This is a genomic window from Paracoccus sp. KKT209 (assembly GCF_055635455.1).
The window spans coordinates 1,136,738-1,152,225 of record NZ_CM145758.1 but is presented as its reverse complement, the minus strand read 5'-3'; the positions used below and the strand labels follow the sequence as shown (position 1 = coordinate 1,152,225).

14 protein-coding genes are annotated in these 15,488 nt (G+C 68.6%); 2 read left to right on the top strand and 12 right to left on the bottom strand.

The window, feature by feature from the left end; all coding sequences use genetic code 11:
* Positions 1 to 51: 51 nt before the first annotated feature.
* Genes ACZ2G3_RS05655 through ACZ2G3_RS05635 form a run of 5 tightly spaced genes read right to left on the bottom strand, consistent with a single transcriptional unit; the run spans position 52 to position 3,871 of the window.
* Positions 52 to 1,335 carry a short-chain fatty acyl-CoA regulator family protein gene (locus ACZ2G3_RS05655; protein ID WP_470398239.1) on the bottom strand — a complete coding sequence of 428 codons (1,284 nt, stop codon included), beginning with the start codon at positions 1,333 to 1,335 and terminating at the stop codon, positions 52 to 54.
* 36 nt (positions 1,336 to 1,371) lie between these two features.
* Positions 1,372 to 2,214 carry an ATP-binding protein gene (locus tag ACZ2G3_RS05650; protein ID WP_470398237.1) on the bottom strand — a complete coding sequence of 281 codons (843 nt, stop codon included), beginning with the start codon at positions 2,212 to 2,214 and terminating at the stop codon, positions 1,372 to 1,374.
* Positions 2,211 to 3,068 (bottom strand): twin-arginine translocase subunit TatC, encoded by an 858-nt coding sequence (tatC, locus tag ACZ2G3_RS05645; protein WP_470398235.1) that lies wholly within the window; start codon positions 3,066 to 3,068, stop codon positions 2,211 to 2,213. The genes ACZ2G3_RS05650 and tatC overlap by 4 nt, the downstream gene beginning before the upstream one ends.
* A gap of 1 nt (position 3,069) precedes the next feature.
* Positions 3,070 to 3,552: a Sec-independent protein translocase protein TatB gene (gene tatB / locus ACZ2G3_RS05640; RefSeq protein WP_470398233.1), complete on the bottom strand. Its 483-nt coding sequence runs from the start codon at positions 3,550 to 3,552 to the stop codon at positions 3,070 to 3,072.
* A gap of 19 nt (positions 3,553 to 3,571) precedes the next feature.
* Positions 3,572 to 3,871 (bottom strand): twin-arginine translocase TatA/TatE family subunit, encoded by a 300-nt coding sequence (locus ACZ2G3_RS05635; protein WP_419267324.1) that lies wholly within the window; start codon positions 3,869 to 3,871, stop codon positions 3,572 to 3,574.
* Between the two features lie 160 nt (positions 3,872 to 4,031).
* Between ACZ2G3_RS05635 and ACZ2G3_RS05630 the strand changes: the two genes are divergently transcribed.
* Positions 4,032 to 4,652 carry a MarC family protein gene (locus tag ACZ2G3_RS05630; RefSeq protein ID WP_470398231.1) on the top strand — a complete coding sequence of 207 codons (621 nt, stop codon included), beginning with the start codon at positions 4,032 to 4,034 and terminating at the stop codon, positions 4,650 to 4,652.
* On the top strand, positions 4,649 to 5,221 hold the full coding sequence (locus ACZ2G3_RS05625) for a retropepsin-like aspartic protease family protein (protein ID WP_470398229.1): 573 nt from the start codon (positions 4,649 to 4,651) through the stop codon (positions 5,219 to 5,221). Before ACZ2G3_RS05630 ends, ACZ2G3_RS05625 begins: the two co-directional genes overlap by 4 nt.
* Here the strand turns inward: ACZ2G3_RS05625 and ACZ2G3_RS05620 are convergent.
* The 7 genes from ACZ2G3_RS05620 to ACZ2G3_RS05590 form a co-directional block, all read right to left on the bottom strand.
* Positions 5,184 to 6,455 (bottom strand): allantoate amidohydrolase, encoded by a 1,272-nt coding sequence (locus ACZ2G3_RS05620; RefSeq protein WP_470398227.1) that lies wholly within the window; start codon positions 6,453 to 6,455, stop codon positions 5,184 to 5,186. The two genes, ACZ2G3_RS05625 and ACZ2G3_RS05620, sit on opposite strands and share 38 nt — an antisense overlap.
* Positions 6,456 to 6,757: 302 nt before the next feature.
* Entirely contained in the window at positions 6,758 to 9,037 is a 2,280-nt protein-coding gene (locus ACZ2G3_RS05615) for an FdhF/YdeP family oxidoreductase (RefSeq protein WP_470398225.1), read from the bottom strand.
* A 49-nt stretch (positions 9,038 to 9,086) separates the two neighbouring features.
* Positions 9,087 to 11,297, bottom strand: coding sequence for a molybdopterin cofactor-binding domain-containing protein (locus ACZ2G3_RS05610; RefSeq protein WP_470398224.1), 2,211 nt, complete (start codon positions 11,295 to 11,297; stop codon positions 9,087 to 9,089).
* Between the two features lie 4 nt (positions 11,298 to 11,301).
* Positions 11,302 to 12,264 (bottom strand): FAD binding domain-containing protein, encoded by a 963-nt coding sequence (locus tag ACZ2G3_RS05605; RefSeq protein WP_470398223.1) that lies wholly within the window; start codon positions 12,262 to 12,264, stop codon positions 11,302 to 11,304.
* Positions 12,261 to 12,785: a 2Fe-2S iron-sulfur cluster-binding protein gene (locus tag ACZ2G3_RS05600; protein WP_419267316.1), complete on the bottom strand. Its 525-nt coding sequence runs from the start codon at positions 12,783 to 12,785 to the stop codon at positions 12,261 to 12,263. The genes ACZ2G3_RS05605 and ACZ2G3_RS05600 overlap by 4 nt, the downstream gene beginning before the upstream one ends.
* Positions 12,786 to 12,878: 93 nt before the next feature.
* On the bottom strand, positions 12,879 to 13,862 hold the full coding sequence (locus ACZ2G3_RS05595; RefSeq protein WP_419267315.1) for a bile acid:sodium symporter family protein: 984 nt from the start codon (positions 13,860 to 13,862) through the stop codon (positions 12,879 to 12,881).
* Between the two features lie 12 nt (positions 13,863 to 13,874).
* Positions 13,875 to 15,467: a gamma-glutamyltransferase family protein gene (locus ACZ2G3_RS05590; RefSeq protein WP_470398221.1), complete on the bottom strand. Its 1,593-nt coding sequence runs from the start codon at positions 15,465 to 15,467 to the stop codon at positions 13,875 to 13,877.
* Between the last annotated feature and the right edge of the window lie 21 nt (positions 15,468 to 15,488).

The window sequence follows — 15,488 nt, the reverse complement described above, 5'->3', positions numbered from 1 at the left end:
CGGGCCTGTGTCAAAGGGCCGTTGGTCGGCGTTCCTGTGTCGTCCAGGGCCCTATCCCGCGCGCGGTCCCGCCTGCGCGACCAGGATCGAGGGTTCGCGCCGCGCCGGGCAGGCAGCGCGGGGGCAGATGCGGCAGGCGGGCCCGATGGGCAGCGCGTCGGCCGGGGCGGGACCCTCGGCCGGCAGCAGCAGCATCGCCGCCTGTGTCAGCAGCGGGCCGGCAAGGCCACCGGGCTGGCTGCGCGTGGCAAAGCTGATCGTCCGGAACGGCCGCCCATCTGGCGTGACGACCATGCGCTCCAGCGCCACCTGCGGCATGGCCAGCGCATGATAAAGCGGCCACAGCGCGCAGCTGTCCCCCGGCCGCGGCAGCGGAAAGCCCGGCGCCGCCCGGCGCAGCGTCAGCGCGCCCGACCCGTCGCAGATCAGCAGACCCGCGCCTTCGAACCCCGCCGGACGCAGGTCCGCCAGCCGCCGCAGCACCAGATCCAGGGGCAGCCCCAGACGCGCGGCGATCTGCACCGGGTCGGCGGCCTGCGGATGCAGCAGCGCATCGGCCAGGACATCGTCCGGCAGGGCGTCGCGGTCCTCGGACAGCCAGCGCTGAAGCTGGGTCGCCATGGCCCGCGCCACGTCCGAGGCCAGTGCGCCGACATCGCCCGCGCGGCCCTCGTCGCTGGTCAGCCAGGCCTCGACCTCTTCCTGGGGGGTGGCAGCGGTGCCCTCGGCCTCGAAACTGTCCAGATAGGTCACCAGGGCCTGCGCCGTCAGCGACAGGCGGCGGCTGTCCTGGTGCAGGTTGGCGTGAAAACGCTGCCGCCAGTCGGGCGAGATATCACCCTCCTCGACCAAGATGGCGGCGGTCGAACGGACCGAGGTCACGGCCGACAGCACCTCGTGCAGCGTCGTCAGCAGATAGGGATCCTGGGTCATGCGGTCCGACAGATCGACCAGCTGGCGTTCCAGCCCGCCGCCGCGCCGGGCATGGGCGATCAACAGGGCGGCCCAGCCCGGAAAGCGGGCCAGAAACTCGGCCGCCTGCTCCAGTTCGGCTGCGGCATTGCTGCCGACGGGATGGACGGCGGCCTCGCGCAGGGCGGCGATGCGGACCTCCTCCCGGCCCTCCGACAGCTCATCGGGGGGAACATCCAGCTCTTCGGCCAGGCGCGCGATCAGGTCCTGCCCGACGGGCCGGCGGTTGTGCTCGATCAGGTTCAGATAGGCGGGTGAAATGCCGACCGAACGTGCCACATCCGCCTGGCGACGCGACAGCGCCATCCTGCGCTCGCGGATGCGGGTGCCGGTCAGGACATGGGGGCCGCTGCGGTCGGTCATGGGGCGCGCTGATGCCGGGACGGCCGCGCCCCCTGCTCAGACGGCGACACCATGGCGCCCCGCCAGGTCGGTGAAGAACTGCCAGGCGACCCGGCCGGACCGGCCGCCGCGCGTGGCCTGCCACTCGATCGCCTCGGCCCGCAGGACTGCCGGATCGATGCGCAGATCATAGGCCGCGCAATAGCCGTCGATCATCGCCAGGAACTGGTCCTGGTCGCAGGGGTGAAAACCCAGCCACAACCCGAAACGGTCCGAGAGCGAGACCTTTTCTTCGACCGCTTCGCCCGGATGGATCGCGGTGGCGCGTTCGTTCTCGATCATGTCGCGCGGCATCAGGTGACGCCGGTTCGATGTCGCATAAAGGATCACGTTGCCGGGCCGCCCGCTGATGCCGCCGTCCAGCACCGCCTTCAGCGACTTGTATTGCGCATCGTCATGGCTGAAGGACAGATCATCCGCGAACAGCAGGAAGCGGCGCCCCGAAGCGGCGCCCAGGATCGCCAGCAGGCGGCTGACCGAGGACAGGTCGTCGCGCGCGATCTCGACCAGCACCAGCGGCAGGCCCTCTGCGACCGCCTCGGCATGCACGGCCTTGACCAGCGACGACTTGCCCATGCCGCGCGCACCCCACAGCAGGGCGTTGTTGGCACCGTGGCCGCGCGCGAATTGCAGCGTGTTGGCCAGCAGGGTCTGCTTGGCCCGGTCGATGCCGATCAGCTGGACCAGGTCGATCCGGTCGACGACGGGCACCGGCTCCAAACGGTCGGGATCGGGATGCCAGACATAGGCATCGGCATCGCCGAAATCGGGCGCGGGAACCGGCGGCGGGGCCAGGCGGTCCAGCGCGTCGGCGATGCGGTTCAGGGTCCTGGGGCTCACTCGTCGTCCTCGACCCACAGCCCCTGGGCCCGCAGCTCGGCCTCGCGCTTTTTCTCGATGCGCTTCACCAGCTGGATCGAGACCTCGTAGAGGCCATAGACCACGGTAAAGAGCACGATCTGAGAGATCACGTCCGGCGGCGTGGCAATGGCCGCCAGCACCAGGATCGCCAGCACGGCATAGCGCCGCACCGCCGCCAGGCCCGAAGCCGAAACCAGCCCCGCCCGTCCCATCAGCGTCAGCAGCACCGGCAGCTGGAAGCTGAGCCCGAAGGCCAGGATGAACTTGGTCGTCAGCGACAGGTATTCGTCCACCGATCCCTGGAAGACGATGGCCGCCAGCGGCGTGGCCGGCGTCGGCACCGTGGCATCGTCGGGCAGCTGCAGCGGCCCCTGCTGGAAGCCCAGGAAGAAGTCGTAGGCCATCGGCAGGATGACGTAGAAGGCAAAGGCCGCGCCGATGAAGAACATGATCGGAGAGGCGACCAGGAACGGCAAAAAAGCCGCCTTTTCGTTGCGATAAAGGCCCGGTGCCACAAATCGCCACATCTGGTAGGCGATGACCGGAAAGGACAGAACGAAGCCGCCCAGAAGCGAGATCCGGACCGCGACAAAGAAACCTTCCTGCAATTTCAGCAGGATCAGGCCGCATTCCTGACCCCGTTCCTCCAACGCGTGGCAGATGGGCTGGGTCAGCACGTTGTAGATTGGGTTCCAGACGGTATAGCACAGCACCATCGCGGTGATGAAGGCCACCAGCGACCAGATGATCCGGGTGCGAAGCTCGGCCAGATGCTCGATCAGAGGGGCCGAGCTGTCGTCCAGGTCTTCGTCATTCTGCGTGTTGGAGGCCAATTCACTCGTCTTTCATGTCGGAGCGGCGCACCCCGTGCAGCCGGCGCTGCGGCTCCTCGGCCGCTGCGGTCAGGGCCGCCGCAGGCGCGGGGGTGGCGGCCGCCACGGCAACCGCGGGCGGGGCGGCGGGGGCCGCTGCCGGCGGTGCCGGCGGCGAGGCCGGGTCGGGCTGCACCTCGCGCCGGGGGGTGGGGCGCTTGGGGTCCCATTTCTCCAGCCGGTCGGCCGCGCGATCCAGCGCGTCCAGGCCCAGGGCCTTCTTCGAGGTCAGGCTCTTCATGTCGCGGATCGAGCCCGCGGCCTCGTCCAGACCCGACCCCTTGGCCGCGTCCTCCATGGCCGAGCTGAATTCGCGGGCCATGCCGCGCACGCGTGCCATGATCCGGCCAAGTGAATGGAACAGATGCGGCAGATCCTTGGGACCGACCACGATCAGCGCCACGATGCCGATCAACAGCAGTTCGGTCCAGCCGATGTCCAGCATGGGACGTGCCTTTCCGGGCTCAGCCGCGGTCGGTCGTCTGCGGGGCCGGGGAAGGCGTGCTGCCGGGCGCCGTCGGCGGCGTCACGTCGCGCGCCCGTTCCCCCGGAAGATCGCGCCGGACGACGGGATCGCGGGGAGTGTCCTGCGGCTCCGCGGCGGCGTTCTCGAATTCTTCGCTGCCGTCCTTGACGCCTTTCTTGAAGGCGGTGATGCCCTTGCCGACCTCTCCCATCAGGGACGAGATCTTGCCGCGTCCGAACAGGACCAGCACGACGACCGCGATCAGAAGAAGGCCCGGAAGGCCGATATTGTTCAGCATGAGAGACTCCCTTGCCAGGCGGTCCACCGCCCGCAGGGGATATTTAGGCCCTCGGGGCCGGGAATGCAAAGCCCTTCTGGGTCACATTCGGCACGCCTGCGACGGGACGCTGCGGCGCCGGGGTCCTTGGCAGCGGCGCGCCGGCGGGCGATAAGGACGGATGGACATGGCCACCTACATCACCGCCTTCGTCACGCTTTTCGTGGTCATCGACCCGATCGGCCTGGCGCCGATCTTCATCGCCCTGACGCCGGACATGACGGGCGCCGAACGCCGGCGGCTCGGCCTGCGGTCGCTGGTCATCGCCGCCATCCTGCTGACGCTGTTCGGGCTGGCGGGCGAGGCGATCCTGACCAGCATCGGCATCTCGATCTCGGCCTTCCGCATCGCGGGCGGGCTGCTCCTGTTCCTGACCGCGCTGGACATGCTGTTCGAGCGGCGGACCGAACGCCGCGAGGGTCAGGCCGAGGGCGATGGTCCCAGCCATGACCCGTCGGTCTTTCCGCTGGCCATGCCGCTGCTGGCCGGGCCGGGTGCGCTGGCCACGATGATCCTGCTGGTGGGCGAGAATCAGGGCGCGGGGCATGTCGTCATGGTCCACCTGATGATGCTGGCGGTGCTGGCCATCGCGATGATGCTCTTCGTGCTGGCCACGCCCCTGGCCCGCGCGCTTGGCCGGACCGGCACGATGGTCGTCACGCGACTGCTGGGCATGCTGCTGGCGGCGCTGTCGGTCCAGTTCGTGATCGACGGGCTGCGCGGATCGGGGTTGTTCGGATGAGCGAAACCGAATGGCCGCGCCTGGCCTATTACGTCCTGCTGCTGGTCGTCATCGGCGGCGCCATGCTGTTCGAACTGTCCGGCCGCGGCGGACGCGCGCTGCGCCAGCTGCTGCTGTGGGGCGTCATCTTTGCCGGGACCGCCGTGGCGGCCGACTGGTGGATGACTTCGACCGCGCCGCAGCAGCATGTGCTGGAGGGCGGCAGCCGGATCGAGATTCCCTTGGGGCGCGGCGGCCATTTCCACCTGGAGGCGATGCTGAACGGAACCCCGGTTCATTTCATCGTCGATACCGGCGCCACCAGCGTGGCCCTCAGCCGGGACGATGCCATCCGCATCGGCCTGGACCCCGAACGCCTGCGCTTTGACGGGCAGGCGGTGACGGCGAACGGGCGGGTCCGGACCGCGTCGGTCACCATCCAGGACTTCGCCATTGGCGATGCGGTGGACCGCAATGTCCGCGCCGTCGTCATCGACAGCGAGCTGCGCGATTCGCTGCTGGGCATGTCCTATCTGCGCCGCTTTGCCCGCGTCAGCTTTGAAGGCGACCTGCTGGTTCTGGAACGCTGACGCCCGCCATCCGGCGCAGCGTCGAAAAGATCACGTCGATGCCCCGCGCCAACTGGGCGTAATCGGTCCATTCCTCTGGCGCATGCGAAATGCCGCCCCGACTTGGCACAAAGACCAGGCCCGTCGGCGCAAGTCCCGCCATGATCATGGCGTCATGGCCGGCCCCGCTGACCATCACCCGATGCGACAGACCCAGGGCCTCGGCCTCGGCCGTCAGGGCCGCGCCGATCCGGGGCGACAGCGGCGTGGGCGGCACGTAAAGCTGGTGTTCGACTTGGCAGTCCAGCCCGTGGCCCGAGCCCCCCTCGACCACGTCGCAGGTCATTGCGATCAGGCGTGTCAGCTGCGCCTCGGACGGGGCGCGCAGGTCGACGGAAAAGCGGACCAGATCCGGGATGACATTGGTGCCGCCGGGCAGGACCTCCATCTTGCCCACCGTCAGGACCGCATCCGCACCGACCGCGCGCGCCAGGTCAGGCAGCTGCGCCAGGATCGCGACCGCGCCCACCAGCGCATCGCAGCGCAGGTTCATCGGCGTGGTGCCGGCATGTCCCGCCCGGCCCCGCACCGTAACCTTCAGCTGCGCCAGCCCCACGATACGGTCGACAATGCCGATGTCGCGCCCTTCGGCCTCCAGCACGGGCCCCTGTTCGATATGCAGTTCCAGAAAGGCATGGACCGACCCCGGCGCCAGCACCGCGCGTCCCGCCTCGGCCGGGTCCAACCCATAGGCCGCGATCGCCTCTGCTGCCGAAATGCCGGCCTCGTCCCGCAGCTCGGTCAGCAGCGCCGGGTCCAGCTGCCCCGTCAGCAGCCGCGACCCCAGCAGCCCGCCGTCAAAGCGCGCGCCCTCTTCCTCGATCAGGGCAACGACCTCGATGGGCCGTTCGGGGCGCAGGCCCATCTCGCGGAACAGGAAGGCGGATTCGATCCCCGCAACCACGCCCGCAGGGCCGTCGAAACGCCCGCCATTCGGCACCGAGTCCAGGTGAGAGCCGACCAGGATCGGCGCCAGGTCGGGGTCCCTGCCCTCGATCCGGCCAAAGATGTTGCCGACCGCATCCTCGCGCACGGCCAGCCCCGCCGCGGTCATCTCGGCCGCGACGAAATTGCGGGCCCCGCTGTATTCGGGGCTATAGCTCAGCCGGGTCGTTCCCCGCCCCGGCGTGGCGGTATAGCGGTCCAGCCCCTCGATCAGCCCGCGGATGCGGCGGATATTGGCATATCCGCTCATTCGGGTGCCGCCCCGCCCAAGCAGGCGCAGCCCAGGCCCGCCCGCGCCGGACAGCACCGGCGGCAAGCCGACAGGACATCGTGCGTCGATACCGGGCGTGGAAGTGCCAGCTGTTGCAGCATGGATCAGGCCTTTTCGGGTCGTGAACCGGCGCGAAAATCCCCGGCGCCGCATCACGGGCCCAGAAAAAAACCGCCGTCCGGCACAGGTTATGGCCAGACGGAGGTATTCTGCAATGCCAAATGCAGATCATGCAGATTATCCGACATGACCCTTGGGCCTTCGCCGGCGGGGTCCCCGGATCAGGCCTCCAGCCGCACGGGAATGCCCTTGGCGGCGGGCGTGTCGGACAGCTTGTCGCGACGGGACAAGGGCGACAGCGGGTTCAGTTCGGGGAAATAGCCCGCGATGCAGCCGCGCGGCAGGTCATAGGGCAGCACGCGCAATCCCCCGACCCTCCGGGAGATCCCGTCCTCGGCCGCACCCTGCAGGGCGATGCGCTGTTCGGGCTTCAGCCCCTCGGCCTCCATGTCTTGAGGCGACATCATGATCAGCATCCGGTCGCCTTCGATCCCCCGCAGCCGGTCCGACATGCCATAGACGGTGGTGTTGAACTGATCATTCGACCGCAACGTCACCAAGCGATAGATCCCCGGGGTTTCGCCCAGGCCCGTTGCGTCCAGATCGGCGGGCACGGTGAACTGGGCCTTGCCCGTCTCGGTCTTCCATTCGCGCTCGCGGGCCGGGTTGCCGCGATAGAACCCGCCCGGCTGGTTCATCCGCCCCTCGAAGTCGCGGAAATCATCAGGGTAGACCGCCTCGATCAGCGCGCGGATGCGGCTGTAATCGCCGGCCCATACGTCCCAGGCCAGCTTGGGGTTCGGGGGCAGCGTCGCGGCCGCAAGGCCACAGACAATATCCACTTCGGACTTCAATGTCCGCGCCGCAGGGGTCCGCTTGCCGATCGAGCCATAGATATGGCTGAAGCTGTCCTCGATCGTGACCTGCTGGTTCTCGCGTCCCTTCAGGTCCTCCTCGGCCCGCACCAGGCAGGGCAGGATCCAGGACGACTTTCCCGGCATCAGATGTGTGCGGTTCAGGCGCGTAGCGACATGCACCGTCAGCGGCATCCGCCCCCAAGCCTCCGCCACGCGGTCCTGGTCGGGCACGGCACGCGCCAGGTTGCCGCCAAGGCCGACAAAGCCCTGCGCCTCTCCCTCCAGCAGCGCCTCGACAAAGGTGGTGGTGTTCCAGCCCTCCTCGGTCGGCGGCTCGATCCCGAACAGGTCGCGCAGCGTGTCATTGGGAACCAGCTTGGGCTTTTCGGTGATGCCGACGGTGCGCTGGCCCTGCACGTTCGAATGTCCGCGCACCGGAGAGCAGCCCGCCCCTTCGCGACCGATATTTCCCCGCAGCAGCAGTAAATTGACCAGCGCCCCGATCGCGTCCGAACCGTGGACATGCTGAGTGACGCCCATGCCATAGATGCCCATGACTGCCTTGGCCTTGGCGTAATGCGCCCCGATGCGCTCCATCTCGGCCCGGGTCAGGCCGCTGACCTGCTCCAGCCGGTCCCAGGGCGTGGCGCTGACCCAGTCCATCCAGTCCTGCAGCCCGGCGCAATGCGTCTGCAGGAAATCATGGTCCAGCACGCCGCCATTGGTCTCCTCCAGCGCCAGAACATGCTTGGCGATGCCGGTCAGCGCCGCGATGTCACCGCCGACCCGGACCTGCAGGTAGCAGTCGGCGATCTCGGTCGGGGCGCCCACGGTCATCTGCCAGGGGCTTTGCGGGTTGGCGAACTCCAGCAGACCCTTTTCCCGCAGCGGGTTGATCGCCACGATGCAGCAGCCGCGCTCGACGGCCTTCTGCAGCGGATGCAGGATGCGCGGGCTGTTGGTGCCGGGGTTTTGGCCGACATGGATGATCATGTCGCAATGGTCGAAATCGTCTAGCACACAGGTACCCACGGGCGAGCCGATCACCTTCTTCAGCCCGACCGAGGTCGTTTCGTGGCACATGTTCGAACTGTCGGGCAGGTTGGTATGCCCATAGGCCCGGGCGAAAAGTCCGTAAAGGAAGGACGGCTCCAGCGCCGCCTTGCCCGAGGCGTAGAAGGTCACCTTCTTGGGGTCCAGCTTGCGCAGTTCGGCCCCGATCGTGTCGAACGCCTCTTCCCACGTCGCCTCGACATAGCGGTCGCTGCCTGCGTCATAGCGCAGGGGATGGGTCAGGCGACCCTCGCGCTCCAGCTCGAACTCGGTCCAGGTGGCCAATTCGCTGACCGTGTGGTCGCGAAAGAACTCGGGCCCGCAGCGGGAAACCGTCAGGTCCCACAGCGTCGCCTTGGCCCCGTTCTCGCAGAACTCGGCCGGGTGCGGGTTCGGCGGCTTGGCCCAGGCACAGGACACGCACATCATCCCGCCGGGCTTGTTCTGACGGCGCAGCGTCTCCAGGGCGCCGGGGGTGCTGCGGGCGGTGCGGCCCACGGCCACGATGCCCTTGGCCGATCCCCATCCGCCGACCGGGCCGTCATATCCTTCGATTTCGCGGATCGCCTCGGGGTTCTGGTCTTCGGACATCGGATCACCTTTCGGTCGTTCGGGCCGGGCCAGCGGCCCGGCAGAAGTGTCAGGTCACGCGGGCGAAGGGGTCGGGCAGTTCAGCCAGCAGCTTGTCGGGGGTCATGGGAAAGTCGCGCAGCCGTACGCCGCAGGCATTGTAGATCGCGTTCGATATCGCGCCCGCCGCGCCGCAGATGCCCAGTTCGCCCACGCCTTTCGCCTGGATGGGAGAGGCATAGGCATCACGCTCCTCCAGCAGGATCACCTCCATCTCGGGGATGTCGCGGTGGACCGGCACATGGTATTCGGCCAAGTCGTGGTTCACCAGGTGGCCGTCGCGATGGTCGAAATGTAATTCCTCCATCAGGGCGCTGCCGATCCCCCAGACCATGCCGCCCAGGCATTGCGACCGTGCGGTCTTGGCGTTCAGCACGCGGCCAAAGCCAAAGGCCCCGGTCATCCGGCGCATGCGCGTTTCTCCGGTAAAGGCATTGACGGCCACTTCGCAGAAAAAGGCGCCATAGGTGGCCTGCTTGACCTTTTCCGACGTCTCGCCGGGCTCGATCCGGCCGACTTGCGCCAAGTCGCCCTCCAGCAGTTCGGTCACCGAACGGGGATCGGTGCCCTCGGCCCAGATCTTGCCGTCCTGCATCAGAAGGTCGTCGGGACTGCAGTTCATCTTGCGCGCCAGCACGGCGCGGATCGCCTCGCAGGCCAGGAAGACCGCCGACCCGGTAGAGCTGGCGCCCCAGCTGCCGCCCGAACCCGCACCCGAAGGCAGGCTGCTGTCGCCCAGCCTCACCTCGGTCCGCTCGATCGGCTGGCCCAGCATCTCGGCCGCGATCTGGCCCAGGATCGCATAGCTGCCCGTGCCGATGTCGGTCTGGTCGCTTTCGACCAGCAACGACCCGTCGGCCCGCAGCGTCACCCGCGCCTCGGCCTGCTTGAGGATGTTCACGCGGGCGGCCGAGGCCATGCCCATGCCGATCCACCATTCGCCTTCGCGGCGCTGGCAGGGCAGCGGATGGCGCTGGTTCCAGCCAAAGGACCGCGCCCCCGCATCCAGCGCCTCGACCAGCCGGCGCGAGGAATAGGGCGTGCCCTCTCCCGGCACCACGTCGGGCATGTTGCGCTTGCGCAGCTCCACCGGGTCCAGATGCAGCTTGACGGCCAGTTCGTCCATCGCGGCTTCCAGCACCTGCATGCCGACCGCCTCGCCGGGCGCACGCACCGAACCCGCCGTCAGCCGGTTGATCCGGGAAATCTGGATGGCCAGACGGCGGTTGTCGCCGCGATAAAGGAATTCGGTCGCCTGCGTCACCGGCTCGGCGAACTCCTCCTCGGGCAGGTTCGAGATCAGCGCCTCATGCGCCAGCGCGGTCAGGCGGCCCTGGTCGTCGCAGCCAAGCCGCACGCGCTGCTCGGTCTCCGACCGCCGCATGATGGCCTCGAAGACCTGCTGGCGGCTCATGACCACCCGCACCGGACGCCCCAGTTCGCGGGCGGCGATCGACGCCGCGACGGCCTCGTGCGAGATGCCCAGCTTGGAGCCGAACCCGCCGCCCACATAGGGCGAGACGATCCGCACGTCTTCCGCATCGACCCCGACACTGTCGGCCAGTTCCTTGACGTTGAAGGCCACCATCTGCAGGCTGCCGTGCAAGGTCAGCTTGCCGCCGTCCCATTCGGCGATCGCCGCATGCGGCTCCATTGCCGCGCTGGCATGGCCGGGCGTGGTATAGGTGACATCGACCACATGGGCCGCCTCCTTAAGGGCGGCCTCCAGGTCGCCGGCCTCGACCGGCTCCTTGGCGGGTTCCGCGGCCTCGGCGGACGGCAGCAGCCGCGCCGTGTCCGACTGGTCGTCGTAATCGATCCGCAGCGCCTTGGCGGCGGCGGTCGCCTGCTCGAATGTTTCGGCCACGACCAGCGCGACGGGCTGATCAGGAAAATCCACATGGTGGACATCCTGCATCGGCGCCTCGCCCGCACCGCCCTGCGCCGCGCGGCGCAGCATCTCGTGGGTGGAATAGACGCCCAGCACGCCGGGCATCGACAAGACGGCGTCGCGGTGGATGCCGGTCACCAGGCCCTTGCTGATCTGCGCGCCGACCAGAACCCCCTCCGCACAGGCGGGGCGGCGATATTCGGCGGCATAAGTCGCTTTGCCCGCCACCTTCAGCGGGCCTTCGGGCCGGTCCAGCGGCTGGCCGATCACGCCCTGGCGGGTCTGGTCCAGCAGGTTGCGCTGGTCGGGGCGGTCATAGGTCACGGACATGCGCTTATTCTCCGGTCGCTTCGGCCAGCACGGCGGCCAGGGTGCGGCGCGCCAGCGGGATCTTGAAATCATTGCCGCCCTGGCCTTGGGCGTTCTCCAGCAGCATGTCGGCCGCCTTGGCGAAAAGGGCGGGACCGGGCTGCTCGCCGACCAGCAACTCCTCGACGCGCGGGTCGGTCCAGGGCTTGTGGGCCAGACCGCCAAAGGCCAGCTGCGCATGGGCGATGCGACCCTGGTCCATCCGCAGCACTGCCGCGATCGAAACCAGTGCAAAGGCATAGGAGGACCGCTCCCGCACCTTGCGATAGATGTGCTGCCCCCGGATCGGCGCCGGCAGGGTGACCCCGGTGATGACCTCGCCCGGCTCCATAACGTTGTCACGGGACGGATCATCCCCGGGCAGCCGATGGAAGTCGCGCGCCGAGACTTGACGGCTGCCCCCCGGACCCTCCAGCTCCACTTGCGCCTCCAGCGCGGCCAGGGCCACGGCCATGTCGCCTGGATAGGTGGCGATGCAGGCCTCGGACGCGCCCAGGATCGCGTGATTGCGGTTCACCCCGCCGATGGCGGCGCAGCCCGAGCCGGGCTGCCGCTTGTTGCAGGGCGAATGGTTGTCCATGAAATAGGGGCAGCGGGTCCGCTGACACAGATTGCCGCCGGTCGTGGCCTTGTTGCGCAACTGCGGGCTGGCGCCCGACAGGATTGCCCGCGACAGCACCGACCAGTCCTGACGGACCCGATCATCGGCGGCGCAGTCCGAATTGCTGACCAGCGCGCCGATGCGCAGCCCCTCGCCCTGCGGCTCGATGCGGTCCAGCCCGATGCGGGTCACGTCCAGCAGCGCCTCGGGCGTCTCGACCTCCAGCTTCATCAGGTCCAGAAGATTGGTGCCGCCCGCGATCAGGCAGCCGGAATGGCCGACCGCATCCTGCAGCGACTGCGCACGCGCATAGGAAAAGGCCCTCATCGCGCGGCCCCGGTCTCGATCACCTCGCGGATGGCCGCGACGATGTTGTCATAGGCGCCGCAGCGGCAGATGTTGCCGCTCATCCTTTCGCGGATCTCGTCATTCTCCAGCCGGGGCAGCCCGGCCAGTTCGTCGGTGACGACACTGGGCCAGCCCGAACGCAGTTCTTCCAGCATGGCGGTGGCCGAGCAGATCTGGCCCGGGGTGCAATAGCCGCACTGGAACCCGTCATGGGCGACAAAGGCGCGCTGCAGCGCCGACAGGGCCTCGGGCGACCCGATCCCCTCAATGGTGGTTACCTCGTCGCCGTCATGCATGACCGCCAGGCTGAGGCAGGAATTGATGCGCCTGCCATTCACGATGACGGTGCAGGCCCCGCATTGTCCGTGATCGCAGCCCTTCTTGGTGCCGGTCAGCCCCAGGTCGAGGCGCAGGAAATCCAGCAGGCTGCGCCGCGGGTCTCCGGAATAATCTTGAGATTGGCCATTGACGGTCAACCTGGCTGCGGGGCTTTGCGCCATGAAGGGCTCCTTGAACCACCTGTGCTGGGTTCAAGGCAACGTGATGGGTTGCGGCTGGTTCCCCAGAAGATCACGATCCGGCGGCCCTCCGGATCAGGAGACCAGCGCCGTCCGGTTCCGGCGCGCGCCCTGCTGCGCGATCATCGCGCAGATCAACAGCTGCGCCATGTGATAGACCAGGACCGGCAGGACGGTCGCCCCCACCGTCGCGGCCGGGAACAGCGCCGCCGCGATCGGCAGACCCGAGGCCAGGCTTTTGGTCGAGCCGCAGAAAAACAGGACCGACCGGTCCGGGCCCGGCAGCCGGAACAGCCGCCCCGCCCCCGCGATCAGGCCAAAGACCATGGCCAGCATCACCAGCACCACCGCGATCAGGGTGATCAGGCTGGCCGCCGGGATCGCCGCCCAGAGGCCCGACACCGTGCCCGCGCTGAAGGCCGAATAGACGATCAGCAGGATCGCGCCCCGGTCCACCACCAGCGTCAGCCTGCGGCGGTTGCGGACAAAGGCGCCGATCCAGGGCCGCAGCAGCTGGCCCAGAACGAAGGGCAGCAGGATCTGCGTACCGATGCGCAGGACCGCATCCATGCTGATCTGCCCGTCGCCCGCATGCAGCAGCAGCGCGACCAGCGCGGGGGTCAGCACCACGCCGATCAGGTTCGACATCGAGGCCGCGCAGATCGCCGCCGGCACGTTGCCGCCCGCGATCGACACAAAGGCGATCGAGCTTTGCACAGTCGAGGGCAGCACCGACAGGAACAGCAGCCCCAGCGTCACCTGCGGCCCCAGAAGCCCGCCAAAGACGGCCGCAAAGCCCATCCCCAGCAGCGGGAACATCGCATAGGTCGCGGCAAAGGTCAGCCCCTGCAGCCGCCAGTTCAGCATCCCCGCCTTGACCGAGGCCGGGTCCAGCTTGGCCCCGTAAAGGAAGAACAGCAGCGCCACGGCCCAATAGGTGACATGGCCCAGCCCCTCGGCCGCGATCCCGCGCGCGGGCAGCACAAGGCCCAGCATTACGGTCGCCAGCAGCATCAGCATATAGCTGTCGATCCCGATGCGTTTCAGAAATGCGCTCATCTTGCGGCTCCTTTACCAGCCCAAGGCCATGCCGTCCTTGCGGCTGTCCGACCCGCCCTCCAGCAGGCCGGTCAGGGTGTCGATGCGGATCGCCTGCGCGCCGCCCGTCGGGCCGGCCAGGCGTTTCAGGACATGGCCGCGCCGTTCCAGCTCGGCGCAGACATCGGCGGGCATGGTCGGCTCGACCTGCAGCACGCCGTCGGTGGCAAAGCTGCGCGGCTCGTCCATCGCCTGCTGAAGGGTCAGGCCGCGATCGATCACCGCCGACAGGAAGACCGCGTGGCCCGTGGCCTGATACTGCCCGCCCATGACGCCAAAGGGCATCACGACCCGGTCGGCCTGCGTGACCATGCCGGGAATGATCGTGTGCATCGGGCGCTTGCGCGGGCCGATGGCGTTCGGATGGCCCGGGATCATCCGAAAGGACGCGCCGCGGCTTTGGAACAGCACGCCCGTCGCGGGGTCCAGCCGGCCCGACCCAAAGCCGTGAAAGATCGAGTTGATGAACGAGATCGCGTTCCCCTGCCCGTCAACAACGCAGAGGTAGATCGTATCCCGATGCGGCGGCTCGTCCCAGAGCGCGGGGGCCATGGCGCGGGTCATGTCGATGCGCGCCCGCAGGGCGGTGATGGCCCGGTCGGACAGCAGCGCCTCGGCCAGGCCCGGACAGTGGTCCGGATCGCCCAGCAGCACGTCGCGCTGGTGATAGGCCAGCTTGGTCGCCTCGGCCTCGACATGCACGCGGTCGGCATGGGACAGGCCGGCCATGTCGAACCCTTCCAGAATCTTCAGGATCAGCAGCGCCGCCAGCCCCTGCCCGTTCGGCGGGCATTCGTGGACCTCAAAGCCGCGATAGGTCGCGCTGATCGGCGTCACCCATTCGGCGCCGTCCGTGGCTTCGGCGAAATCCTGTTCCGTATGCAGCCCGCCCAAGGCTCGCAGATGCGCGACCATCCGGGCCGCCGTCCGGCCCTGGTAGAAAGCCGCCGGCCCCTCGGCCGCGATCTCCTCAAGGCGGTCGCCCAGCAGGGGCTGCGCGTGCCGGGCCCCTGCGGCGGGCGGTTGGCCGCCGGGCAGGAACAGCGCCGCCGCATGCGCATCGCCCGCCACCACGGCTGCCGCCTCGGCCCAGTCCTGGGCCACGCGCGGCGTCACCGGATAACCGTCGCGCGCATAGGCGATGGCCGGCGCGAACAGCCGCGCCAGCGGCAGGCTGCCTAGGTCCGCGTGCAGGCGGCACCAGGCCGAAATGGCGCCAGGGATGGTCACCGCATGCGGGCTGATCTGCGGGATGTGGTCGGTCAGGCCTGCCGCCTGCAGCGCCTCGATCGTGGCGGCGGCCGGGGCGCGGCCGGACCCGTTCAGTGCCCGGACCGGACCTCCTGCCGGCGCATAAAGCGCAAAGCAGTCGCCGCCGATCCCGGTCATCAGGGGATCGACCACCGCCTGGACGGCGCTGGCCGCGATGGCGGCATCGACGGCATTGCCGCCCTCCGACAGGACCGCCAGGCCCGCTGCCGTCGCCAGCGGATGCGAGGTGGCGACCATGGCCCGTGCCGCATAGGTCGACGGCCGGCGGCCCGAGAGGAAATCGAACTTCGACATCGCCTGTCCCCTGCTGCGGAA